Below are 23608 nucleotides of genomic sequence, written 5' to 3' on the forward strand. Positions count from 1 at the left end.
GAAGATGACTACCAAAGATATACTCAAACAAGTAAGACATATCGAAATACGTACAAGAGGACTTGTCAATGAATTGTTCTCAGGCGAGTACCATTCGGTATTTAAAGGGCGTGGAATGGAATTTGCCGAAGTGCGTGAATATCAAGTGGGCGACGATATCAGGAATATCGATTGGAACGTGACGGCACGTTTTGGACATCCCTACATAAAAGTCTTTGAAGAAGAACGCGAACTGACTGTTATTCTAATGGTAGATATGAGTGGCTCGTTACTTTTCGGAAGTAATGAAAAAAACAAACAAAGATTAGCTGCCGAATTGAGTGCCATACTTGCATTCTCAGCCCTGAAAAACAACGACAAAGTTGGATTGATTTTATTTACAGATCGAATTGAAAAATTCATTCCTCCTAAGAAAGGGAAGACTCATTCGTTTCGATTAATCAGGGAAGTGCTTTCCTTCGAACCTCGCGGAAATGAAACCAATATCAAACAGGCTCTCGAATACCTCAATCATGCAATTAAAAAAAGAGCAATTGTTTTTTTGATATCAGACTTTCTGGATGAGGGCTATGATAAGGTTCTCCGAATAGTTGGAAAAAAGCATGACCTTGTAGGAATTGTTCTTAACGACAGAAGAGAAAAAGAACTTTATGGATTCGGACTTATTAAGTTTCACGACCCCGAAACTGGTGAAATAAGATATGTTGATACTAACAGCAGGAACTTCGAAGTAAATTATTCAGAAACAATCAGAAGATTGAAAGAATACAGGAAATCGATTTTTGTTTCCGGAAGGATCGATTCCATAGAAATAGATACAAGCCAGGCCTATGTTAAGCCGCTGGTAGAATTTTTTAAGATGCGAGAAAGAAGATGGTAAAATACGGTTATTCAAATATTTTTCTTTTTTTGTTCTTAATTTCACAGTTAATTAATGCGCAACAGGTTTTGCTTAGAGCAACAACTGATACATCCGATTATAAAATTGGCGACTATATAAAATATCAACTCGAAATTGTTCACTCGCCAGATATAAAAATTTTACTGCCTTCAATAAAAGATTCTTTGAAGAATCTTGAATTTATTGATACGCTCAGTACGGAGATTAAACGAGTTGACAATAGAATAATCGAAAAGCACAGCTATCTTTTTTCTTACTACGATTCAGCCCGGGTAACCATTCCATCGTTCTACATTAAATATGTTGCTGGTAACGACACCGGTTTTGCCGCAGTCGAGGGTTTGACGATTAATGTACATACATTAAAAACCGACCCTGAAAAAGATATCCAGGATGTAAAAGCTCCTGTTACGATACCACTCAACTGGATAGCAATTTTATTGATAATCATTGGCATCTTAATTTTACTTATGCTCATTTATGTTGGCTATCGTTACTGGAAAAAGAAGAAGAGTATGACTGAGGAAGAAGCGGTTATCAAGATACCACCGCATGAGAAAGCGCTGGCTTCGCTTAAAGAGCTTGAAGGAAAGAAGTTGTGGCAACAAGGATTTATAAAAGAGTATCACAGCGAAATAACTGAAATTATCAGGAGATATTTCGAGGAGAGATTTGGATTCAATGCACTGGAGCAAACATCTGCCGAAATTATTGACGAACTAAAAAAGAGCAAAGACGGAAGAAACATAATCGATACGGCAGAAAAATTCTTTAGTAATGCTGATATGGTTAAGTTTGCTAAATTCGAACCACTCCCAGAAGTGAATGAAGAAATGATGAGACAAGCCTACGAGATTGTCGAAGAAACTGTATTCATACCTAAAAACGAAGTAGAGGCTGCGGCAAATGTTTAAGGATATCGAATTCGCAAATCAATGGGTCTTATATTTACTGCTATTGCTGCCTTTGCTTTTTTATTTCTACTGGAAAAAACGCAATAAATATTCTCCTTCGCTTCTCTTTTCGTCATTGAAACTTTTGGACGATGTACCAAAGAGTCTCAGGGAAAAATTAGTCCATTTGCCTCAAGCATTGAGACTCGTCGGGATTGCATTTCTCATAGTTGCATTGGCGCGGCCTCAAACCTTCTCGAGTGGAGAAAATATTTATACAGAAGGGATCGATATCGCAATAGTGCTTGACGTCTCGGGTAGTATGCTGGCAGAAGATTTCAAACCAAATCGTCTCGAAGCTGCAAAAGATGTTATCGGTGATTTTATTGCAGGAAGGACAAACGACAGAATCGGACTCGTTATATTCGCAGGAGAAAGTTTTACTCAATGTCCGCTAACAATCGATTATAATGTGTTACGGAATCTACTATCTGAAATTAAAAGCGGTATGATACTGGATGGCACAGCGATCGGTAACGCAATTGCTAACGGGGTTAACAGGCTCAAAGACAGCAATGCAAAAAGTAAAGTGATGATATTATTGACCGACGGGGTTAATAATGCTGGAGAAATTGACCCGATTACAGCTGCGCAAATTGCCCAGAAATTCGGCATCAGGATCTATACTGTTGGAGTTGGATCGCTTGGCGAAGCTCCTTATCCTTTTCAAACGCCCTTCGGCATCCGACGTCAGATGGTGCCGGTGGAAATCGACGAAAATTTGCTAAAACAGATTTCAGAAATTACGGGCGGTAAATATTTCCGTGCAACAAACAACCGTAAACTTGCCGAAATTTATGACGAGATCGATAAACTCGAAAAAACTAAAGTAGAAGTTACTTCTTATCGCCATGCTAAAGAATTGTATTTTCCATGGGCATTCGGCGGATTGTTATTTCTGTTGCTTGAATTTTCAATAGCAAAATTTTATTTAAGAAAACTGCCTTGAGTATGATACGCTTTGAACATATTGAATTTTTATACGGATTGTTCTTGATACCGCTACTGGCATTTTTATATTTTTATTTCCATAAAAAACAGATTCATCTTATCAAGCAATTTGCCAACTCACCTTTGTACCCAATCTTAATGCCAGCATCAAGCAGCGCTAAAAAACATCTTAAGTTTGTTCTCTTCCTTGTGGCTCTTTTTTCCCTTATGATTGCACTGGCTAATCCGCAAGTGGGTACAAAGGTCGAAGAAGTCAAACAGGTCGGTTTTGATGTTTATATATTGCTCGACGTATCGAAAAGTATGCAGGCGGAAGATATAAAACCGAATCGTCTTGAAAAAGCCAAATACGAAATATCGAAATTAATTAGAAGACTTCAGGGCGATCGGTTGGGCTTGATTGTTTTTGCCGGCAGGGCTTACATTCAATTCCCACTTACGACGGATTACAATGCTGCAAATTTGTTTTTGAATGCTGTCGATATCAACTCGGTTCCACAGCAGGGAACAGCAATTGCTGCTGCTATCGATCTGGCATTAAATTCATTTAAATACGACGACCCAACTCAGAAAGCAATAATTTTAATAACCGACGGCGAAGACCACGAAGGTGATATCGACGCTTCGATCGAAAAAGCTAATGACAAAAACGTGGTAATATATTCCATAGGACTCGGTTCTGTATCGGGAGTGCCGATCCCGGTTTATAATCAAGACGGAATTCAGGTTGGTTATAAAAAAGATCCTAACGGCGAAATTGTATTAACACGACTCAATGAAGAAATTCTAAAAAAAATTGCCAGTGAAACAGGGGGAAAGTACTATCACGGTACCAATACAGAAGATGAACTGGAAGCAATTTTCAATGATCTCGCAAAAATTGAAGAGACGGAATACGGTGCCAAAAGAATTACTGATTATGAAGATCGATTTTATTATTTTCTTGTGCCCGCCATTATTTTATTGCTGATCGATTTCTTTGTTTCTTACAATAAGAGTTCTCTTGTTACAAAAATTGTAAATTTGAGAGAGGCATCGGAATGAAGAAAATTATCTCATGGCTGATTATTATTTTACTTAACGGAATTGTAGCCGGTCAAAGCATAAGAGATTTAATTAACGAAGGCGCCGAACTTTATAAAGAACAGAAATATACCGAAGCCGAAGTGAATTTTAAGAAAAGTCTCGAAAAAAAGAATGATTTGTTCGAAGGTCATTTCAATCTGGGTGATGCATACTATAAACAGGGCAGATACAGCGAAGCGATTCAATCATTCAAAAATGCCCTCTCGTTTACGGACGATAAGTTGATGAAGGCAAAGATATTTCACAATATTGGCAACTCGTTATTGAAATCCGAAAAATATAATGAAAGCATCGAAGCTTATAAGAATGCTCTTAAACTTAATCCTGACGACCTTGAAACAAAGTATAATCTTTCTTACGCTTTAAATAAATTAAAACAGCAACAAAATCAGAACCAGAATCAAAATAAGAATCAGAATAAGGATCAGAACAAAGATCAAAATCAAGACCAGAATAAAAACCAGGATAAAAATCAGAACAATAAAAACAATCAGGACAATCAGAAGGATAAAAAAGATCAACAGAATCAGAAACAACAACAGCAGCAACAGAGAAATCAGATTTCAAAAGAAGAGGCCCAGAGGATTCTTGAAGCCATGAAAGACAATGAAAAAGAATTGCAGAAAAAATTACGTAAAATGGAAGGTAAACCTGTAAAGACAGAAAAGGATTGGTAATTCAATACCAGGTGGTATATGGAAAAAGGAAGAATAAAGTTTGTAGTCTTAATTTTAATCTGGATCGGTGCACTGATTAATATTGCGGCGCAAAGTTTCAGTGCAAGTGTTGACAGAACAACCGTATCGCAATACGAGCAATTTCAGGTCTATTTTATATTCGAAGGCGAATCGATCCATAATTTGACTAATTTCAGACCGCCATCTTTTGAGGGTTTTAGAGTTCTCAGCGGTCCAAACCAATCTACAAGCATGCAAATCATAAACGGCAAGGTCTCTGCATCTCTGACTTATTCTTACATACTCCAGCCTTCCAATATTGGAAAGTTTACTATCGGTATTGCACAAATCAATTTCGAAGGGAAGACTTACAAAACGGAACCGATAACTATAAATGTAGTTAAAGGTTCTCCACAGAATAATAAAACATCAACAGGAGGAATTTCGGAAGAAGAGTTAGCCAAAAGTGTTTTTATATTAGCCATACCAAGTAAAACCCGTGCATACGTAGGAGAGCAAGTAACTGTAACCTATAAGCTTTATACAAAAGTAAATATAGCCTCGCCTCAAATAACCAAATTACCTCAGTATCAGGGATTCTGGGCTGAAGAAATTGAACCGAGACAGACCATCAATTTTACGATAGGAACTTACAAAGGTGAAAGATACCGCGTAGCTGAAATTAAAAAAGTTGCATTGTTCCCAACAAGAGCGGGAACTCTAAGTGTTACGCCTTTTGAATTGAATGTCCCAATTATTATCAGACGCAAACGAACAGGTAACGATATCTTTGACGAGTTTTTTAACGATTCCTTCTTTGGTAGAACTGAAACAATAGAATACACAGCTCGTTCGAATACATTGAAAATAAATGTAATGCCATTGCCATCGGAAAACGTTCCGCCGTCGTTTGACGGTGCGGTCGGTAATTTTACTTTTAAAACAGAAATCGACAAAAAGGAAGCTTACACAAATGAAAGCATTACGTTGAGATATACGATTTCCGGAACAGGCAATATAAAACTATTGACTGTACCTGAGCCTCCTTTGCCGGCAGGGGTCGAAAAATATGATCCGAAAGTCTATGAAAACATCAATCGCAGTTCCGTTATATCAGGCCAGAAGATTGCCGAATATCTAATTGTTCCAAGAACTGCTGGTAAAAAAGTTATCCCTTCAATTGAATTTTCTTATTTCAATCCTTCAACGCAAAAATATGTGACAATAAAATCAACCGAATACGAAATTACCATATTAAAGGGTATGGGCGAATACGAATCTGAAACTGCGGGATTTTCTAAAGAAGATATTAAACTACTGAGCGAAGATATAAGATATATCAAAACTTCAGATTTGAGTTTAATGAAAAAAGAAAATGAAAGATTAATAAAACCATGGTTCTGGATTACTCTCATTTTTTCACCTCTGATTCTAACAATATTGATTTTTGTCAACAGGAGGAAGAATAGGATTCAAAGTGATGTTCGTTTGCTCAAGTACAGAAAAGCTGAACAAGCCGCTAAGAAAAGATTGAAATTGGCAAGAAAAGCTCTCGATGGAAACGACATCGAGAAATTCTATTCTGAATTGTCCTCAGCCCTTTTCGGATATCTCGAGGATAAATTGGGCATCGATAAATCCGAATTTACAATTGAACTGGCTCTGAATAAATTAGCGGTATATAATGTGCCCGCAGATTTATTGGACAAAATCAAAGACATTGCTGAAAAATGTGAATATGTTAGATTTGCTCCAAAATCTGAAACTGTAATTTCTGCCAATGAATTTTATGATAACGCAGTTAAAACAATAGTAGAAATCGATTCATATCTGGAGAAGAAAAAATGATACTGCGATTAACAGTCTTTTTAATGCTGGTTCTGAGTTTGAATTTGAATGCTCAGTCTGCAGAAGAGTTATTTAAACAAGCCAATGAATATTATCGACAGCAGAATTACGACAGGTCAATCGAGATTTATAATGAAATATTAAACGCTGGTTATGAAAGCCCCGAGCTTTATTACAACCTTGGCAATGCATATTTCAAGTCAGGTAAAATTGGTTACGCTATACTTTATTATGAAAAGGGACTTAAACTTAAACCGGGCGACGAGGATCTCGAATATAATCTTCGCATAGCCAGAGCAAGAACGGTCGATAAGGTGGAAGAAGTACCGCGCATTTTCCTGGTTGAATGGTGGGATGCAATTGTCACTTCACTTTCGCTCGATGGATGGGCAGCCGTTGTAATTGTAGTTTATCTTATTTTTATTGCAAGTTTAGGTGGATACTTCCTATCGAAAAAAATTAAGATCCAGAAAATCTCTTTCTTTTCGGCTTCATTTGCCCTCCCGATTCTGATAGTTTTGTCGTTAATTCTTTATACAAGGTACAACAGGGAAGTATCGATGCATTACGGAATTTTAGTCGAAAATGTTTACAGCGTTAAAGTTGCTCCCGACGATAATAGTAACGATGCATTTGTAGTGCACGAAGGATTAAAAATGGAACTTATCGATAAAGTAGGTGAATGGGTGAAAATTAAACTACCAGACGGAAAAGTAGGATGGGTTGAAAGGAATGTTGTCAGACAAATATGAAGACAGGTCTAAAGAATATAGCCGGATTAAAATTCTTCTCTCTATTTCTAAAACTGCTCTGTCATTCATCATACTCATTGTATTTATAGCCACAGGGTGGAGCACTCGCCTTGAACAATTTGTTATTTCTTTGAGTAGCAATGCATACATAGCTTTGATTTTATTTGTATCCATTGCCCTGATAATTTTATCCGTGATTCTTTTACCCATCGATTTTTATGAGGAATATTTACTTGAGCATAAATACAATTTATCGAATCAAAATATTTTTGGATGGATTATAGATAAACTCAAAGGTGCTCTGGTAAGCGGCGTTATCGGGTTGCCGCTTGTTTTGATTTTTTACTGGATACTCCAAAAGTTTGGAGATTTATGGTGGTTGCCATTCGGCGTTGTAACTTTTTTGTTTTCGGTGTTGCTTGCCAGAATAGCACCTTTCGTATTGATACCGCTTTTTTATCAAATTACACCAATCGAAAATGATTTAATAAAAGATAGAATCAAAGAGCTGATTAAGAATGCGGGGCTTCAAGTTGAATCTGTTATGAAATTCAATATGAGCAAGAATACCAGAAAAGCGAATGCCGCATTTACCGGACTGGGTAAAGCCAAAAGAATTTTATTGGCAGATACACTACTCGAGAATTATTCTCCTCAGCAGATAATAACTATAATTGCCCACGAACTCGGTCATTATAAGAAAAAACATTTAATAAAAAATATTTTTATCGGAGCTGTATTCAGTTTTACGAGCTTTTATTTAACTGCGGGATTTTATGCGAAAGCTGTAGAGTGGTTCGGTTTTGACAATATTTACCGGCTTGCCGCACTTCCCTTGTTATTGATATGTATGGGATTGATCTTGATAGTATTCACTCCAGCTATGAACTTTATATCGCGAAAATATGAACATGAAGCGGACGAATTTGCAGTCAAAATAACGGGTGGAAAAGAGGAATTTATAAGTACGCTCATTTCTCTGTCTGAACAAAATCTCGTCGATAAAGAACCACACCCGTTGATCGAGTGGTTCTTCTACAGCCATCCTTCGTTGAAAAAAAGAATTGGCTATATAGAAAAATTATAGCAACTTTGTAGTTGAATTTTATGAATCAACAAATGTGTAAATAGCTTTTGGCTGTCTACAAAAGCAATAGAAATATGAGTATAATAAATAAAAAGCCAATTCTTTTTACCAATCTGATTATATTTGAATTGCATAAAATGAATTTATGGATTTGATAAAACAGATAGCAAAATACTCTATAATTTTAGCATTTGTATTGTCGGGCTGCCAGTTTGAGAAAGAGGCTGGAACCGAACCTTTTATTAACGATACAAATGTTCCTCATTCTCCCTCTCCAGAAAACAACAAAACTGGAGTTTCGACCGTTGTTACGTTGAAATGGCAGGCAGACAATGCTATTAGATACGATTTATATTTTGGAGAAACTTATCCGCCGAGTATTATTTATGCAGACAGTCTGAGTGAGCCTTCGTATCTTTTAACGAATCTTAAAGCATCAACTACATATTACTGGCAAGTAACGGCTTATTTCAGTGATGGTTCTAAAATAGCCGGACCGATCTGGAGTTTTACTACTATAGAATCCGGTCAAGCTGCTACTTCTGGCTATGTGATAAAGCTCTATAAAGTTGAAACGTCTGAACCCAGCAACGTTTATGTATTGCTGCAGGTTTTCGACCTTACGGGGAAGGGTGTAACGAATCTTCAATCTTCCGACTTCGAAGTATTTGAGGACGGCGAACCACTTTCACCTTCCGAGTCTAAATTGTCAATAAATAAAAGAGAAGGGATCAATTATAAATTACGAACACTTTTGTTACTGGATAACAGTACAAGTCTGAACAACGACATTGACGAAGTTAGAAACGCCGCTGTGGAATTTATTTCTAATAAATACAATGAGCAGGAATTTTCTATTATGCAATTTTCTGAACAGACAGAAATACTTGCTAATTTTACAAGCGACACCGATTCCCTAATGCGAAGCATTCAGCGATATCAGCCTGGTTATTCGTCGACTGATTTATATGGCGCAGTGATTAAAGGCGCGTCTTTACTCAAAGATGTTTTTACTGCCGATAGCGTTATTCAAAGCTTTATGATTCTTTTTACCGATGGTAGAGATACCCAGGGTTCGCACACTTTAACTGAAGCAGTCAATTCTGTCTATAACAAAATTGTATTTGCAGTTGGACTTGGACCAGAAATTCAACCAGCTGTTTTAAATTCAATTGGAACTGCAGGTTATTATCCGATATCCCATATATCAGAATTGAATTCCAGATTCGAGCAAATAAAATTGGAAGTAGATAAATTTGCAAACAGCTTTTATTTGATTTCGTATAAAAGTCCCAAAAGAGGGGACAGGAATCATACATTGATGGTGAGAATAAAAAACAACCCGTTTAATGGCGAAGGTTCTTTTGTGGTGGGAACATTCAATAGTAAAGGATTCTATTCCAACTAATTAAAGGAGAAAGATTTTATGTCTGTTACGAAAAGGGAAGTCGAATATATTGCTCGACTTGCCCGATTGAGATTTAATGACGAAGAGCTCGAAAGTTATACTGCAGAACTGAATGAGATACTTAATTACATGGAAAAACTGAACGAGTTAAACACAGAAACAGTTGAACCGCTGTCTCATCCGATTGAAAATGTCAATGTGTTCAGGGAGGATAAGCTGGTTGCGTCGATAGACCGTGCCGATGCTCTAAAAAACGCCCCTTCCAGAGACGAAGAGTTCTTTAAAGTTCCCAAAGTCATCAATAAATAAATTGTTCTAATATGATTGTCGGTGTAATTCCCGCTCGTTTCGCTTCAACCAGGCTTATGGGTAAACCTCTTGCAGACATTGGAGGTATGCCGATGATTCAGCATACGTGGATGAATGCAAAGAGGTCGAAACTGGTCGATAAAATAGTAATTGCTGTTGACGACGACAAAGTTTATCGAGTGGTCAAAGATTTCGGAGCCGAAGTATATATGACTCCGAAAGAAGTTAATTCCGGCACCGACAGGATTGCAATCGTAGCAGAACATTTGCCAGAAGCATCAATTTTCGTAAACATTCAGGGCGACGAGCCTTTTATCCAGGGCAAAATGATTGACGAAGCCATTGAACCTTTGCTTTTCGATAAAGACGTGGAAGTCTCCACACTGATTAGAAGAATTTCAACGGTCGAAGAAATGAAATCCCCCTCTGTTGTAAAAGTAGTCTTCGATTATAATAACTTTGCTCTCTATTTTTCGCGCTCGCCAATTCCATACGTAAGGGATGCGAAAACAAATCTCGAACGTGTAGAAACTGGAGAAATGTATAAACACATAGGACTCTACGTCTACAGGAGAGAAACTCTGCTTAAATTTACTTCATGGAAGCAAACTGATCTTGAAAGGATTGAAAAGCTTGAACAACTTAGAATGCTGGAACACGGAGTTAAAATTAAAGTGGTTTTGACCCAATACGACAGCCTTTCTGTTGATACACCTAAGGACCTCGAAATCGCACGCCGATTTTACGAAAGGTACATCAAGTCCCACAGATGACAAATTGTCTTTTCCTTTAAACCATTTTATTTTAGTGATATAAAAATAATGAGGTTATTATGGATCGCAGAATTAGAGTATTGGTAGCCAAAGCAGGGCTCGACGGACACGATAGGGGTGCAAAAGTTGTTGCGGCGGCTTTGAGGGACGCTGGAATGGAAGTAATCTACACGGGGCTAAGACAAACTCCCGAAATGATTGTTGAAGCGGCATTGCAGGAGGACGTGGATGCTATTGGTATCAGTATTCTTTCGGGCGCTCACATGACTATCTTTCCACGAATTCTCGAATTGATGAAAGAAAAAAATCTCAATGATGTCTTACTATTCGGCGGCGGTATCATTCCTGATGAGGACCTAAAAAAACTCAAGGAAATGGGTGTAGGTGAACTTTTTACACCAGGTACTCCAACTAAAGAAATTATCGACTTTTTGAAAAAATGGGTTGAACAGAACAGAAGATGAATATCTCCCCTCGAAGAATAATATACCTCGACTTAATGCGTGCCCTTGCTGTTTTGATGATGGTCGAAGGCCACACAACCGATACTTTCCTCGCAGACCAGTTCCGCAATCCAGATTCATGGTTATACCAACTCTGGTTAATAAAGCGTGGTTTTACAGCACCAATTTTTATGTTTACTTCAGGTGTTGTATTTACTTATCTCCTCAAACTTCAAAATCACCCTTTCTGGGAAAATCTGAGAGTATACAAAGGATTTAAACGTGTTATCACTCTGCTCTTAATCGGCTATCTACTTCGATTCCCCACAGCAACTTTGATCGATTATCAGAGTGTTTCTTTAGAACAGTGGTATATTTTCTTTACTGTAGATGCGCTCCACTTGATTGGTTTCGGCTTGTTATTTATTCTGATCTTTGAATATATCAGCGAAACTTTTAAAATCAACAGCTATATTGTTTTTTTACTAGGAGCACTTTTCTTTTTTATCATCCATCCTTTTACTGAAAATATTCAGTGGACAGCGTATATGCCCGTTCCACTGGCAGCATATTTTTATCATAAAACGGGCTCTCTGTTTCCTCTTTTCCCGTGGACAGGTTATGTCATAAGCGGTGCTCTGCTTGGCAGTTATCTGGCAAAAAATCCTGATGTCTTTACCTCACGCCGCTTCAGCAAAAATTTATTAATAATCGGTATTGTTCTTATAATTGCTGCACACCTCTTTCTTTTCATTAACTATCTGAACGAACTCCAAAAAGATGCTTATTATTTTATTTTGTTGAGATTGGGGGCTGTAATAGTACTGAATAGCATTATGTCGTATATTGCAGTTAAACTTGATAGCATTCCTGATATTGTCAAATGGATTGGAAGGCATACACTCGTTGTTTATGCGGTGCATGTAATAATCCTTTACGGCAGTGCATGGGTACCGGGACTTAATACCATTTTTGCAAAGAGTATGAATCTATATTTGTCTGTTTGCTGTGCAATTGTTATGATTGCTGCGATGATTATTATGGTATGGGGTATAGAAAAGTATAAATTGACATTCAAAAAAGAGGTAGCCCGAAGTTGAAGAAAAGAACCGAGAATCTAAATCCCGCTGCAAATAACGAGGATATTAGAGTTGAACAAACTCTGCGCCCCAGAACTTTTAACGAGTTTACGGGTCAGAGTAAAATTACAGACAATCTGAAAGTATTTATCGGCGCTGCTCTTAAAAGAGGTGATAGTCTGGATCATGTATTGCTTACAGGTCCACCAGGATTAGGCAAAACAACCCTTGCTCATATAATTGCAAATGAAATGGGGGTTAAGATTAAAGTAACTTCAGGTCCCGTTCTTGAAAAACCAGGGGACCTCGCAGGTTTATTGACAAATCTCGAAGAACATTCTGTCCTTTTTATCGACGAAATACATCGTTTGAGTCCAGTTGTCGAAGAATACCTCTATTCTGCAATGGAAGACTTTAAACTCGATATTATGATCGACAGTGGACCAAATGCCAGAACTGTCCAGATTAAGTTGCCAAAGTATACTCTAATTGGAGCAACAACGCGTGCTGGTCTTTTGACGGCTCCTCTGCGAGACCGTTTCGGTATTAAAGCACGGCTCGACTATTACGACAGTTCTCTCATTAAAAAAATAATTAATCGCTCGGCGCGCCTCTTAAACATCGAGATTGATGACCTTGCAGCCGAGGAGATTTCAAAACGTTCAAGAGGAACTCCAAGAATAGCTAACCGATTGCTTCGCAGAACAAGGGACTTTGCCGATTATGAAAATAAAAAATATATCGACGTCGAAATTGCGCGCAAAGCACTCTCTGCACTCGAAGTTGATGAAGATGGTCTCGACGAAATGGACAAAGAAATTATCCTTACAATAATTGAAAAATTCAACGGTGGCCCAGTCGGGTTAAATACAATATCCGTGGCAGTCAACGAAGATGCAGGTACAATTGAAGAAGTCTATGAACCGTTTTTAATTCAACAAGGTTTTATTCAAAGGACTCCACGCGGCAGAGAAGCCACCGAACTGGCATACGCTCGCTTTAATCGTAAACGCGGAATCCATAACAATCAACAATCTCTATTTTAATGATGCTGAAGATTAATAATATAGAAATCGGCGGGGGAAATCGTTTCGTTCTTATTGCCGGTCCATGCGTGATCGAGAACAGAGAAATTACACTGCGCACCGCAGAGGAAATTAAGAAAATTACTTCGAAATTAGGAATTCCATACATTTTCAAATCGAGTTACAAAAAAGCAAATCGCACAAGTCTCAATTCTTTTACAGGATTACCAGAAGATGAAGCGTTTGCAATACTGAAAGAAGTAAAGGATTCTTTAGGTCTTCCAGTTTTAACCGATGTTCATACAGAACCGGAAGTTAAAACTGCAGCTGAGGTTGTAGATATACTCCAGATTCCAGCTTTCCTTTGCAGGCAGACGGAATTATTAATAGCCGCTGGTAAAACAAGTAAAGCCGTCAATGTTAAAAAAGGGCAATTCCTTGCACCAGAAGATATGAAATTCGTTGTGGAAAAAATTGAATCGACTGGCAATAAAAAAATTTTATTGACAGAGAGAGGCACCACATTTGGCTACCATAATTTAATTGTCGATATGAGGAGTCTGGAAATAATGAAAGAGACCGGATATCCGGTAATTATGGATGCAACGCACTCGGTTCAAATTCCGAGTAAAGGAGGAATAAGCGGAGGCCAGCCGAGATTTATAAAAACGCTCGCAAAAGCTGCTGCCGCTGTGGGTATCGATGGACTCTTTCTCGAAGTTCATCCAGATCCTCCAAAAGCTTTGAGCGACTCGGGAAGTCAGCTCCCATTGAATCAACTCGAGGATTTGCTGATTTTGATTAAGAAATTCGACGAGATAGTGAAAAGTGAATATTAATATAAAAGAGAAACTGAACAATATTAAATTATTTGTTTTTGACCTCGACGGCGTGCTTATTCAGAATGAAAACGATGCAGAACTTTTGATTGAATCCGTTGCTGAGTACTCCAAAGAATTTAAAAATCGTAATCTCGCAATTGCCATCATCACTGCCAGACAGAAAGATGAATTAGTTGAAAAACTGAAGGATATAGAAAATTGTTATGTTGTATACGGAAGTATCGATAAAGTATCCTCTGCCAGACTTCTTTTGAAAAAAATGAATATCGATTGTGAAAATACTTTTTATGTGGGGGACGACATACTCGACATACCGTTACTGAATTTGTGTGGACTTTCGGCGGCGCCTCGCACCGCACGCCGGGAAGTAAGAAGAGTGGTCGATTTTATTCTTAATGGTACTAACACAAAAGAAATTTTTAAGGAAATTTTAGACTATCTTGACGTTAAAGATGAACTTTGATACAAAAATCAATACTCTCGAAAAAAAATGGCTTTTTGCCATTCTTCCCGAAAACAAACCTGGTTATAGATCAATCCGAAATAAAATCGAAAATTCTTTTGTTTTAAAAAGAATTGATTTATCAAACGAACAGATTCAAGATTCTTACAAATTAATTCTTGTACCCAAAAATAATAGCGGTAAAAATAATCTGGATATTTATGCAACAACTCCAATTTCGGTGGGAAGAATTAAATATGAAAATGCAGAAGTGTATATTACAATTTCTTCTCTTGAAGATGATGTTTTCGAAATCGAAATTTCTAAGGACGAAAAGCTTAGTCAATACGGCAGGCTCTTGAACATCGAAACATTCGCAAACTGGGTACCCGGTGTGAAAGCTCCTTTCGACAATTCCAGAGTTAGAGAAATTGAAATTGTAAAAAATAAATATCTGCTCGCAATAGCGCCTCAACTCAAAAGAATATGGCTTTATGAATTTGAGACGGGCTTAAATTACTTGATTCCTCTATCAAATTTATTCAATGAAATAATGCGGGCTAAAAAAATCCAATCGCCAAAAATTGTCGGTAATCCAGATTATTTGTTTGAAAATATTGATGAGTTCGAAGATGAAGATTTTATAAGAGGATTGTATTTCTACAACAAATATATTAGAAGGCTTGATATTAAACTTGAGTTAAATGAAATACCAAAAAGTAAAAGTATATTCGATTTATTTTCTTTATTTAAAACAAAAAAGAGGCAATAAGTGTCGGAAGAACAAATTATATCAAAAGGAAAGGAAGTGATAAAGATCGAGGGGGAAGCCGTACTCGGATTGGAAAAAAGTATCGATGATTCATTTGTAAAAGCCGTAAAGATTATTCTTTCATCGAAGGGAAGAGTTGTCTTTACAGGCATGGGAAAGTCGGGATTGATTGCCCGGAAAATAGTAGCCACCATGAATTCTACGGGTACAGCTGCTATCTTTATGCATCCGACCGACGCACTTCATGGCGACCTCGGCATGGTAAGAAAAGACGATGTGGTTATTATGATTTCCAAAAGTGGTAATACCGATGAATTATTGAATCTTATCCCAATGTTCAAAAGAATTGATGTAAAGATAATCGGAATGATTGGAGCCCGCGAATCAAAACTTGGCAGAGAATGCGACGTCTGTTTGAATGTATCTGTCGAGCAGGAAGCCTGTCCGCACGATCTGGTTCCAACGGCTTCGACCACCGCTGCACTGGCAATGGGAGATGCACTCGCCATTGCTCTTCTGGAGATGAGAGGTTTTACACCGGAGGATTTTGCTTTGCTTCACCCTGCAGGCAGCCTGGGCAAAAGACTTTCGCTGCGTATCGAAGAAATAATGATTAAAGGAAAAGACATTCCAATTGTAAATGAAAAGACTTCATTGAAGGACACTATTTACGAAATCACTTCGAAACGACTCGGGACTACGTGCGTGGTGAACGAAAATGGTACATTAACTGGCATAATAACCGACGGCGACTTAAGACGACTTCTCGAAAAAACACTCGACTTGAAAGACCTGAAAGCCGCCGACGTCATGACCAAAAATCCTAAAACTATAAAGCCCGACCTCCTGGCATCGTTTGCTCTGCAAGAAATGGAAAAATACAATATTACTTCTCTAATTGTAATTAACGATTCCAGAATTCCTGTGGGAATAGTACATCTGCACGACCTTGTTAAACTCGGCTTGCAAAGAAGATGAAAAAATTTTTTCTGATACTGTCAGTACTGATAATTACAACATGCTCAGATGAAAATCTGAAACCCGTGATTTCGGATACTCCTGCTGAAAGTGAAATACCCGCTCACGAAAGCTGGAATTCCAGAATTGTATTCAGTAACGACGGGATACTGAAAGCAATTTTATATGCCGACCATCTCCGAAAATACGACGAAAAAAAAATAACTTTACTCGAAGGAGTGAAAATCGATTTTTATGACAAAAATAAAAAAACTACCACCCTCACTTCTCTTCGAGGTAAAGTGGACGACAGAACGATGGATATGTTTGCTTACGACAGTGTGATGGCTGTTAACGATAGCGGTACTGTATTAACTACGAGCGAACTGATGTGGAGAAATTCCGATAAAAAAATTCTAACTGACAAATTTGTATCGATTAGATCGAAGGATGAGATTATTGAGGGTTACGGTTTCCTATCGGACCAGCAAATGAGTAACTACACAATTTTCAGAATTACTTATTCTGCAATCATTAAAAACGGAAATGAACGTTGAAGAAAACAATTTTTATAATGCTGCTCTCTTTTTCTATAATATACGGACAGGGTAATATATTACGTGTAGAAGGCGACAGCCTAATTGGCAAAAGAATTAACGGTGAAACAATACGCGAAGTACACGGCAACGTGGTTATGTATCAGGACAATGTTATTATAAAGTGTGATACTGCCATTCAATACATTACAAAAGAAAGAGCTGAATTGATCGGAAATGTTATAATTCTACAGGATAGCATTGTAATAAAAACAACCCGTGGATTTTATTATGACGACTCAAAAATTAGTTTTTCAAATAACGGAGTATTTTACACAGATGGTCATATAACGTTGACTGCAGATAACGGTTATTATTATTACGACGAAAAAAGAGCATTCTTCTATGGCAATGTCGTTATACACGATTTGGTGACAAAATTAAATGCCGACCGTTTCTATTATTACGATGACGCCGATAAAGCAGTCGCTGCGGGCAACGTAACAGTGATTGACACATCTTTAATTCTCCAAACAGACAGTTTGATAAATTACAGAAACGAGAATACTACGTTTGCTTTTAATAACGTCATCTTGAAAGATTTGAATAACAGTATGTTGATTAAAGGTAATTATCTGGAAAGTAAAAACGATTACTCGAAAGTAACCGGCAATGCCTTCCTGATGAAGATTGACACACTCGAATCTGGTGAAAAGGATACATTGTTTGTAAAAGCTAAAATTATGGAATCGTATTCGGATTCTACAAATCGACTGATTTGCACCGATTCTGTTAGGATACTTAAAGGAAAATTTGCTTCGGTAAATAACTTTACCATTTATTATAGAGATAAAGATAGAATTTTTACATACAAATTACCGAACGATCAAATGGCGCCTGTAATATGGAATGAAAATACGCAGATTCTTGGGGACACAATCGATATTATAACCGATAATAATAAACTGGAAAGAATGATAATTAAATCGGATTCCGAAACAACGTTAAATGCACTTCTTGTCACGCAGAATATTGACTATCCAAAAAGATACGACCAGATTTCTGGTGCACAATTCGAAATGTTTTTTGAAAGTGGCAAATTGAATAAAACGGTTGTAAGTGGAAATATGCTGAGTATTTATTACCTTTATGAAGAAAATAAACCTAACGGTTTGATAAAATCGAGTTCACAAAGTGCAGTGATTTATTTCATTGATAATAAGGTGGACAAAGTAAAATTATTCGGAAAACCGGCAAGTGAATATTACCCCGAAAATCTTGTGACCGAAAAAGAAATTGACTTTACTTTGCCCGATTTTATACTAATAAAAGATAAACCAGTAAAAGACGAATTCATTAAAAATTGAAAACTACGGTTGGTAATATGAAATTAAGTGGTGAAGGTCTTAAGAAAATTTATAAGAAACGAACTGTCGTAAACGAAGTTTCTATATCGGTTGAACAGGGAGAAGTGGTAGGGCTTTTAGGGCCGAACGGCGCAGGTAAAACCACTACTTTTTATATGATTGTTGGAATGATTAAACCCAATGGCGGAAGAGTGTTCATGGATGGTAACGAGATTACGGAAGAACCGATGTACAAAAGAGCTAAAATGGGCATCGGTTATTTACCACAGGAAGCCTCCGTTTTCAGTAGATTGAGTGTCGAAGACAATATTATGGCAATTCTTCAAATGATAGACATTTCTAAGTCAGAAAGGGAAGAAAGGCTCGAATCCCTTCTCGACGAACTCGGTATAAAACACGTTCGAAAAAGTATGGGATTTCAACTCAGTGGAGGCGAAAGAAGAAGGACAGAAATTGCAAGAGCACTGGCTACAAATCCAAAATTTATCCTGCTCGACGAGCCTTTTGCAGGCGTCGACCCGATTGCCGTGGAAGATATTATGAATATTGTCGCCAACTTGAAACATAAAGGCATCGGCATTTTAATTACAGACCACAACGTACACGAAACGTTGAGCATTGTAGATCGGGCTTACATATTGATTAACGGAAAAATATTTAAGGAAGGAACTGCCCACGAATTAGCTGAAGACGAGGAAGTTCGTAAACTTTATCTTGGTGAAAAATTCAGACTCGATCGCTACTCATAATCCTTCTATAATTATGTATGATGCAAATGTGAGGACTGTTATATAAAGAATTAATAGCAATATTTTTTTTAGTCGCCGTTTCTTAATTAGCTTCTTTTGATAAGTCCACGTGGCTGTTTTATCTCTTTTATAATCCCCTTTGTCGATAGACCAGTTTTGGAATTCCATATTTCACGAAAGTTAAATTTCTTGCCTGAATATTAAGAAATTGTGTTTTACCATTGTATGATATAAATCATAACAAAATATACAAATTTTGAATGGGTATTGAAATGCTGAATTATATATTAAAAAATACATTTTTTTTTGATTTACTTAAGTTATCTACGTTGAGTTCAAAAATATTCACTGGATATAATTTTTCCGATACGATTAGTGCATTTAATTTTAAAAGAGAAATATGAAACACTATAAATTCAATTCCGATTTTATTACAGAAAAAGTATCTTCAATTGAATGAGGCTGATAACCCAGTTCGGTTATGGCCTTGAGAATAATTAATCCCGATTTCAGTGGGCGCGGTGCCGGTTGATTCAAATCTTTTGTTAATATAGGTCGAATCAATTTTTTGTCGAGTTGAAAATAGTCCGCAATTTTCTGTGTGAATTCGTAGCGGGATAGTATTTCTTTCCCGCCTATATTGTAAATTCCTTCTTTCTTGAATTCAATTATTCTGGCTATGGAATCTACCAGGTCGTCCGTAAAAGTTGGATTGTTGTATTGGTCGGTTACAATGCTGATAACCTTGTTTTCTTTCAGAGAGTTAATTACCCATTTAACGAAATCCGGCTTACCTTCTTGAACTGGACCGTAGAGAACGTTTGTCCTCAATATTGTATATCTAACTCCGTTTGCTCTTATCGAATTCTCCGCGGCAAGTTTTGTCCTGCCGTAATAACTAATTGGACAGGGACGGTCGGTCTCGGTATAAGGTCCCTTTTTCCCGTCAAAAATATAATCGGTAGAAATGTGGATAAGATGGGCATCGATTGTCCATGAATAGAATGCCAGATTTTCTACACCCGTTACGTTTATTTTCCACGCCTGTTCGCGTTCTGTTTCAGCTTTGTCAACATTTGTATAAGCGGCGGCGTTTATTACAAAATCGGGAAAAAAATCGAGTATTATTTTCTTTACACTGTTTTTGTCTGTTATGTCGAGGGTTTTATACTGAACTGATTTTATATATGAATTCTTTTCAATCGAGGTACACAAAAGTTCAAATTTATCCAAACGCGATGAAAAGAAACGTGTGAGACGTTGACCTAACATTCCATTCGATCCAACAATCAAGATTCTCGTCTTAATCATAATTTTGCTTTTATAATGTTGTCAATTTTACCAGATACAGATAGAGCGGCAAAATAATTGGCTTTCTTTAGAGAGTAATTCAAATCCTGCGTCGAAAGATATGAATAAAAAAAGACCGACCCAAAGATATCGCCGCAACCAATTTTATTAATCTCATCCACATCTTCAGCTTTGACTTCGACCGTTTCTAATTGCTCGCCCGAAATATAATAAAGTTCTGCTCCTGAATTTCCTTTTGTAATCAGAACAATCTTAACTCCGTGATTTATAATTTCTGCCGCTGCTTCTTTCCTGTCACTGTAGTCATAAATAGTTTTTAACTCGTTCTGGTTGCACTGCAGGATATCGATGCATGATAGCCATTTTTCTATTTCAGGTATTGTTCTAAAGAAGCGCTTGTTGTTTGTATCAACTCCGCGTGCCAATGTATGGACGTCGAAATAAATTAGTCCTTTGTAATTCTTTCTAATTTTTTCAAGTTGTTGGTGATCGATATCGAAACCAGTTATCATATTAATTAGAATGCCGTCGAAACGGTTCCAGTCGATATCGGGTAGAATTAATCTGTCGGATAAATTTTTATAGATTTCTTCCCGCTCTCCTTCTTGTTCGGTAATTAAAAGGACTGAAGGCATATCAGCTAAATTGAAAATAAAATCGGTGCGCAATTTACTGTAGAGAGAATTAAAGAGGTGGAACTTATTTTTATCTACACCCGTAATTAAAAAAACGTTATCCGTTTCGTTAATCTGCGAAAGCATGCCGAGCGCAGAATAATAAATTCCACCTGGCCTTATATATTCTTTCCCGTAATGGGAGATATAGTCGATAATCGAATGTCCTACCAGTGCAATATTCATATCTTGAAAAATTAATATATTGTGAACAGTTTAAATCATGAATTTGTTGTATGGTCAAAAGTTACAAAAAATTATAAGAAAAGTTATGAAAATCGGAATAACATGCTATCCAACTTATGGCGGTAGCGGAGTTGTTGCAACCGAATTAGGACTTGAACTTGCTGCCAGAGGTCATCAGGTTCATTTTATTAGTTATGCAATTCCTCATCGTCTGGATCGTTTTGTCGAAAATATTTTTTTCCACGAAGTAGAAATGGCAAGTTATCCGCTTTTCGAGCACTCGCTTTACGATATATCGCTTACGAGTAAAATGCTTGAAGTTATTGAATATGAAAACCTGGATTTAATGCATGTACATTATGCAATTCCTCATGCGATAAGTGCATATCTGGCAAAGCAAATTAGAAAAAAATTAAACAGCGATATTAAATTTATAACGACATTACATGGTACCGACATAACTTTGATGGGATTGGAACCATCTTTTATGCCGCTCGTTAAATTCAGTATTGAAGAAAGCGACGGCGTAACGGCAGTTTCCCGCTTCCTGAAAGAAAAAACTTTGACGAATTTCAATATCCAGAAAGAGATAGAGGTTATCTATAATTTTATAGATATTAATAAATACAGACCTAAGGAGAACGAAGACTTCAGGAATCATATTGCGCCGAATGGAGAAAAAGTGCTGGTTCACACTTCTAATTTCCGAGCCGTTAAAAGAGTAACCGATACAATCAAAATACTCTATATTGTTAATAAGCAAATTCCAACACGCCTTTTACTTGTAGGCGATGGACCGGAACGTTCGGAATGCGAACGATTAACGAGGGAATTAAATCTCCATAAAGAAGTAATTTTTTTGGGCAAGCAAGATGCACTTCCAGAAATTTTAAATGCAGCTGACATTTTTTTAATGCCTTCTCAGTCCGAAAGTTTTGGTCTTTCTGCTCTTGAGGCAATGGCTTGTGGTTTGCCTGTTGTCAGTTCCTCAGTAGGTGGATTACCCGAATTAATTATTCACAACGAAACCGGATATATTGCAGAAATTGGGGACGTGGAACGAATGGCAAAATATGTTCTCGATTTGCTTACTAACGAAAAGAAGTATAAAACTTTTTCATTGAATTCAAGAAACAGAGCAGTGAAAAATTTTGACAAAGATTTGATTGTGCCGAAGTACATAGACTATTACGAAAAAGTTATGAATTCTTAATCCTTTCGTTTGACTGAACGCTGGCGGTTAATTTCGAAAAGAATTACTCCTGTTGCAACAGATACATTTAATGAGTCAATTTTTCCCTTCATCGGAATTTTAACCAGGAAATCGCATTCTTCTGAAACGAGCCTTCTTATTCCTCTTTCTTCGTTACCTATTATAAGGGCAATTGGAGAAGAATAGTCGACAGTGTCGTAATTTACCGATTTTTCAGAAACGTCAGCTCCAACAATCCAGAATCCTTTCTCCTTGAGATATTTTATTGGCTGCATAAGATTTCCGACTCTGGAAATTTTCAAATGTGATAATGCACCAGCTGAAATTTTTGCTACTGTCTCGTTTACAGGTGCACTGTTGATTGACGTAATTATTACTCCATCAACCCCTGCACATTCGGCTGTTCTCAAAACTGCTCCAAGATTGTGAGTATCCTGCAATGTATCGAGTATTAAAATTAAAGGCTCTTTACTTTTTAAAGAATGATCGATCAGTTCGCGATAATCCAGAAATTTATAGATGCTTTTAATTGCAATTACACCTTGAGTATTTAGATTGCCAGCCAGCTGCTTGAATTTTTTCGAAGAGAGTTGTGTGATTTTAAAATTGTTTTTCTTGGCTGCTGTAAATATTCGATTTATTGCTTCGCCATGCTGACCATAAGCAACGTAAATTACCTCGATGTCTTCCTTTGCATTAATTGCTTCGAGTACGGGCTTCCTGCCGTAAATAATTTCCAATTTAAAGTCCCCGCTTAGTCAGCAAAACTAAAATTATTATTATCCACTTCGAATTTACAGAAGATGCGGTTGTTTTTTTTGGGAGGCATAAATTCTTTTATCAAATTAATTGCCCTGTTGTTGAAATCGACCTGGTATTCAGCGCTGTTGATAGCCCCGTCTTGCTTTGTTAGATTTATATTGATATTACCTTCCAGAAACTCTCTCAATAATTCGCATGATGCAGGACCTACTTCAGGCACGAGGTCCATTCTAGCTTTCAGTCCTGTAATTATTATATAAATGTTGTTCTCTTTTTCTATCAAGTCATAAGTGATTTCGTACGTAAAGTTTGTAAAATATGCGATAGTTTCGATACGTATAACGAGATATTGTTTCTTTACAGTTTTATCGTATCTGAAAAAGAGTTTGCATAAATACTCGAGCTTGTCGGGCTTGGGTGCTGGTATAGCTTTCAGTACCGATTCGGGTTTTTTCTTCCGCGTTTTGGGAATCTTTGGCGGATCGTTTACTTTACGCAGAGGCAT

At 37.2% G+C, this 23608-nt stretch carries 26 protein-coding genes; 22 read left to right on the top strand and 4 right to left on the bottom strand.

Translation table 11 applies throughout. The annotated features are described in order from the left end of the window. Window positions 1–4: 4 nt before the first annotated feature. The 21 genes from ACUN8G_RS12630 (at window position 5) to lptB (ending at window position 18957) form a co-directional block, all read left to right on the top strand. Window positions 5–880, top strand: a complete 876-nt coding sequence (locus ACUN8G_RS12630; protein WP_437345225.1) for a DUF58 domain-containing protein — start codon at window positions 5–7, stop codon at window positions 878–880. Beyond that, complete coding sequence (locus ACUN8G_RS12635) at window positions 874–1815, top strand: hypothetical protein (protein ID WP_437345224.1); 942 nt, start codon at window positions 874–876, stop codon at window positions 1813–1815. Before ACUN8G_RS12630 ends, ACUN8G_RS12635 begins: the two co-directional genes overlap by 7 nt. Beyond that, window positions 1808–2803 (top strand): vWA domain-containing protein, encoded by a 996-nt coding sequence (locus tag ACUN8G_RS12640; RefSeq protein WP_437345223.1) that lies wholly within the window; start codon window positions 1808–1810, stop codon window positions 2801–2803. Before ACUN8G_RS12635 ends, ACUN8G_RS12640 begins: the two co-directional genes overlap by 8 nt. A gap of 2 nt (window positions 2804–2805) precedes the next feature. After that, window positions 2806–3849, top strand: a complete 1044-nt coding sequence (locus tag ACUN8G_RS12645; protein WP_437345222.1) for a VWA domain-containing protein — start codon at window positions 2806–2808, stop codon at window positions 3847–3849. Then, window positions 3846–4568 (top strand): tetratricopeptide repeat protein, encoded by a 723-nt coding sequence (locus tag ACUN8G_RS12650; protein WP_437345221.1) that lies wholly within the window; start codon window positions 3846–3848, stop codon window positions 4566–4568. Before ACUN8G_RS12645 ends, ACUN8G_RS12650 begins: the two co-directional genes overlap by 4 nt. An 18-nt stretch (window positions 4569–4586) precedes the next feature. Further along, window positions 4587–6416: a BatD family protein gene (locus ACUN8G_RS12655; protein ID WP_437345220.1), complete on the top strand. Its 1830-nt coding sequence runs from the start codon at window positions 4587–4589 to the stop codon at window positions 6414–6416. Further along, window positions 6413–7168: a tetratricopeptide repeat protein gene (locus ACUN8G_RS12660; protein ID WP_437345219.1), complete on the top strand. Its 756-nt coding sequence runs from the start codon at window positions 6413–6415 to the stop codon at window positions 7166–7168. Before ACUN8G_RS12655 ends, ACUN8G_RS12660 begins: the two co-directional genes overlap by 4 nt. Next, entirely contained in the window at window positions 7149–8255 is a 1107-nt protein-coding gene (locus tag ACUN8G_RS12665) for a M48 family metallopeptidase (protein WP_437345218.1), read from the top strand. The genes ACUN8G_RS12660 and ACUN8G_RS12665 overlap by 20 nt, the downstream gene beginning before the upstream one ends. Window positions 8256–8400: 145 nt before the next feature. Next, the gene (locus ACUN8G_RS12670) at window positions 8401–9663 is read left to right on the top strand and encodes a VWA domain-containing protein (RefSeq protein WP_437345217.1); all 1263 of its coding nucleotides are present in this window, start codon (window positions 8401–8403) and stop codon (window positions 9661–9663) included. Window positions 9664–9681: 18 nt separating this feature from the next. Then, entirely contained in the window at window positions 9682–9972 is a 291-nt protein-coding gene (gene gatC, locus ACUN8G_RS12675; RefSeq protein WP_437345216.1) for an Asp-tRNA(Asn)/Glu-tRNA(Gln) amidotransferase subunit GatC, read from the top strand. Between the two features lie 11 nt (window positions 9973–9983). Next, window positions 9984–10745: a 3-deoxy-manno-octulosonate cytidylyltransferase gene (gene kdsB, locus ACUN8G_RS12680; protein WP_437345215.1), complete on the top strand. Its 762-nt coding sequence runs from the start codon at window positions 9984–9986 to the stop codon at window positions 10743–10745. Between the two features lie 59 nt (window positions 10746–10804). Continuing rightward, entirely contained in the window at window positions 10805–11209 is a 405-nt protein-coding gene (locus ACUN8G_RS12685; protein WP_437345214.1) for a cobalamin B12-binding domain-containing protein, read from the top strand. After that, window positions 11206–12288 carry a heparan-alpha-glucosaminide N-acetyltransferase domain-containing protein gene (locus ACUN8G_RS12690; RefSeq protein WP_437345213.1) on the top strand — a complete coding sequence of 361 codons (1083 nt, stop codon included), beginning with the start codon at window positions 11206–11208 and terminating at the stop codon, window positions 12286–12288. The genes ACUN8G_RS12685 and ACUN8G_RS12690 overlap by 4 nt, the downstream gene beginning before the upstream one ends. Then, window positions 12285–13313 carry a Holliday junction branch migration DNA helicase RuvB gene (gene ruvB, locus ACUN8G_RS12695; protein ID WP_437345212.1) on the top strand — a complete coding sequence of 343 codons (1029 nt, stop codon included), beginning with the start codon at window positions 12285–12287 and terminating at the stop codon, window positions 13311–13313. Before ACUN8G_RS12690 ends, ruvB begins: the two co-directional genes overlap by 4 nt. Further along, window positions 13307–14131 (top strand): 3-deoxy-8-phosphooctulonate synthase, encoded by an 825-nt coding sequence (kdsA, locus tag ACUN8G_RS12700; RefSeq protein ID WP_437345782.1) that lies wholly within the window; start codon window positions 13307–13309, stop codon window positions 14129–14131. Before ruvB ends, kdsA begins: the two co-directional genes overlap by 7 nt. Continuing rightward, window positions 14121–14597 (top strand): HAD hydrolase family protein, encoded by a 477-nt coding sequence (locus ACUN8G_RS12705; RefSeq protein ID WP_437345211.1) that lies wholly within the window; start codon window positions 14121–14123, stop codon window positions 14595–14597. Before kdsA ends, ACUN8G_RS12705 begins: the two co-directional genes overlap by 11 nt. Continuing rightward, window positions 14587–15348 carry a hypothetical protein gene (locus tag ACUN8G_RS12710; protein ID WP_437345210.1) on the top strand — a complete coding sequence of 254 codons (762 nt, stop codon included), beginning with the start codon at window positions 14587–14589 and terminating at the stop codon, window positions 15346–15348. The genes ACUN8G_RS12705 and ACUN8G_RS12710 overlap by 11 nt, the downstream gene beginning before the upstream one ends. Next, window positions 15349–16326 carry a KpsF/GutQ family sugar-phosphate isomerase gene (locus ACUN8G_RS12715; protein ID WP_437345209.1) on the top strand — a complete coding sequence of 326 codons (978 nt, stop codon included), beginning with the start codon at window positions 15349–15351 and terminating at the stop codon, window positions 16324–16326. Further along, window positions 16323–16862, top strand: coding sequence for an LPS export ABC transporter periplasmic protein LptC (gene lptC / locus ACUN8G_RS12720; RefSeq protein ID WP_437345208.1), 540 nt, complete (start codon window positions 16323–16325; stop codon window positions 16860–16862). The genes ACUN8G_RS12715 and lptC overlap by 4 nt, the downstream gene beginning before the upstream one ends. Further along, on the top strand, window positions 16859–18208 hold the full coding sequence (locus ACUN8G_RS12725; RefSeq protein ID WP_437345207.1) for an OstA-like protein: 1350 nt from the start codon (window positions 16859–16861) through the stop codon (window positions 18206–18208). Before lptC ends, ACUN8G_RS12725 begins: the two co-directional genes overlap by 4 nt. 17 nt (window positions 18209–18225) lie before the next feature. Then, window positions 18226–18957: an LPS export ABC transporter ATP-binding protein gene (gene lptB, locus ACUN8G_RS12730; protein WP_437345206.1), complete on the top strand. Its 732-nt coding sequence runs from the start codon at window positions 18226–18228 to the stop codon at window positions 18955–18957. A 408-nt stretch (window positions 18958–19365) separates the two neighbouring features. Here lptB and rfbD read toward each other — a convergent pair whose 3' ends face one another. Both rfbD and ACUN8G_RS12740 read right to left on the bottom strand, forming a co-directional pair. Then, entirely contained in the window at window positions 19366–20268 is a 903-nt protein-coding gene (gene rfbD / locus ACUN8G_RS12735) for a dTDP-4-dehydrorhamnose reductase (RefSeq protein ID WP_437345205.1), read from the bottom strand. After that, the gene (locus tag ACUN8G_RS12740) at window positions 20265–21128 is read right to left on the bottom strand and encodes a carbohydrate kinase family protein (protein WP_437345204.1); all 864 of its coding nucleotides are present in this window, start codon (window positions 21126–21128) and stop codon (window positions 20265–20267) included. Before ACUN8G_RS12740 ends, rfbD begins: the two co-directional genes overlap by 4 nt. A gap of 85 nt (window positions 21129–21213) precedes the next feature. Here ACUN8G_RS12740 and bshA point away from each other — a divergent pair, with 85 nt between their 5' ends. After that, complete coding sequence (gene bshA / locus ACUN8G_RS12745) at window positions 21214–22341, top strand: N-acetyl-alpha-D-glucosaminyl L-malate synthase BshA (RefSeq protein WP_437345203.1); 1128 nt, start codon at window positions 21214–21216, stop codon at window positions 22339–22341. Here bshA and rlmB read toward each other — a convergent pair. Then, the gene (gene rlmB / locus ACUN8G_RS12750; RefSeq protein ID WP_437345202.1) at window positions 22338–23081 is read right to left on the bottom strand and encodes a 23S rRNA (guanosine(2251)-2'-O)-methyltransferase RlmB; all 744 of its coding nucleotides are present in this window, start codon (window positions 23079–23081) and stop codon (window positions 22338–22340) included. The genes bshA and rlmB overlap by 4 nt on opposite strands. A gap of 14 nt (window positions 23082–23095) precedes the next feature. Then, window positions 23096–23608: a hypothetical protein gene (locus tag ACUN8G_RS12755; RefSeq protein WP_437345201.1), complete on the bottom strand. Its 513-nt coding sequence runs from the start codon at window positions 23606–23608 to the stop codon at window positions 23096–23098.

Source organism: Melioribacter sulfuriphilus (assembly GCF_052656625.1).

Excerpts from the sequence above, each read along its gene's own strand:
- ACUN8G_RS12685 (WP_437345214.1), top strand. The coding sequence starts at position 10,805 with ATGGATCGCAGAATTAGAGTATTGGTAGCCAAAGCAGGGCTCGACGGA.
- ACUN8G_RS12640 (WP_437345223.1), top strand. The coding sequence starts at position 1,808 with ATGTTTAAGGATATCGAATTCGCAAATCAATGGGTCTTATATTTACTG.
- rfbD (WP_437345205.1), bottom strand. The coding sequence starts at position 20,268 with ATGATTAAGACGAGAATCTTGATTGTTGGATCGAATGGAATGTTAGGT.
- ACUN8G_RS12690 (WP_437345213.1), top strand. The coding sequence starts at position 11,206 with ATGAATATCTCCCCTCGAAGAATAATATACCTCGACTTAATGCGTGCC.
- ACUN8G_RS12670 (WP_437345217.1), top strand. The coding sequence starts at position 8,401 with ATGGATTTGATAAAACAGATAGCAAAATACTCTATAATTTTAGCATTT.
- ACUN8G_RS12635 (WP_437345224.1), top strand. The coding sequence starts at position 874 with ATGGTAAAATACGGTTATTCAAATATTTTTCTTTTTTTGTTCTTAATT.
- ACUN8G_RS12650 (WP_437345221.1), top strand. The coding sequence starts at position 3,846 with ATGAAGAAAATTATCTCATGGCTGATTATTATTTTACTTAACGGAATT.
- ACUN8G_RS12740 (WP_437345204.1), bottom strand. The coding sequence starts at position 21,128 with ATGAATATTGCACTGGTAGGACATTCGATTATCGACTATATCTCCCAT.
- ACUN8G_RS12710 (WP_437345210.1), top strand. The coding sequence starts at position 14,587 with ATGAACTTTGATACAAAAATCAATACTCTCGAAAAAAAATGGCTTTTT.
- lptB (WP_437345206.1), top strand. The coding sequence starts at position 18,226 with ATGAAATTAAGTGGTGAAGGTCTTAAGAAAATTTATAAGAAACGAACT.
- bshA (WP_437345203.1), top strand. The coding sequence starts at position 21,214 with ATGAAAATCGGAATAACATGCTATCCAACTTATGGCGGTAGCGGAGTT.
- gatC (WP_437345216.1), top strand. The coding sequence starts at position 9,682 with ATGTCTGTTACGAAAAGGGAAGTCGAATATATTGCTCGACTTGCCCGA.
- kdsB (WP_437345215.1), top strand. The coding sequence starts at position 9,984 with ATGATTGTCGGTGTAATTCCCGCTCGTTTCGCTTCAACCAGGCTTATG.
- ACUN8G_RS12665 (WP_437345218.1), top strand. The coding sequence starts at position 7,149 with ATGTTGTCAGACAAATATGAAGACAGGTCTAAAGAATATAGCCGGATT.
- ACUN8G_RS12655 (WP_437345220.1), top strand. The coding sequence starts at position 4,587 with ATGGAAAAAGGAAGAATAAAGTTTGTAGTCTTAATTTTAATCTGGATC.
- lptC (WP_437345208.1), top strand. The coding sequence starts at position 16,323 with ATGAAAAAATTTTTTCTGATACTGTCAGTACTGATAATTACAACATGC.
- ACUN8G_RS12645 (WP_437345222.1), top strand. The coding sequence starts at position 2,806 with ATGATACGCTTTGAACATATTGAATTTTTATACGGATTGTTCTTGATA.
- ACUN8G_RS12630 (WP_437345225.1), top strand. The coding sequence starts at position 5 with ATGACTACCAAAGATATACTCAAACAAGTAAGACATATCGAAATACGT.
- ACUN8G_RS12755 (WP_437345201.1), bottom strand. The coding sequence starts at position 23,608 with ATGCCTCTGCGTAAAGTAAACGATCCGCCAAAGATTCCCAAAACGCGG.
- ACUN8G_RS12660 (WP_437345219.1), top strand. The coding sequence starts at position 6,413 with ATGATACTGCGATTAACAGTCTTTTTAATGCTGGTTCTGAGTTTGAAT.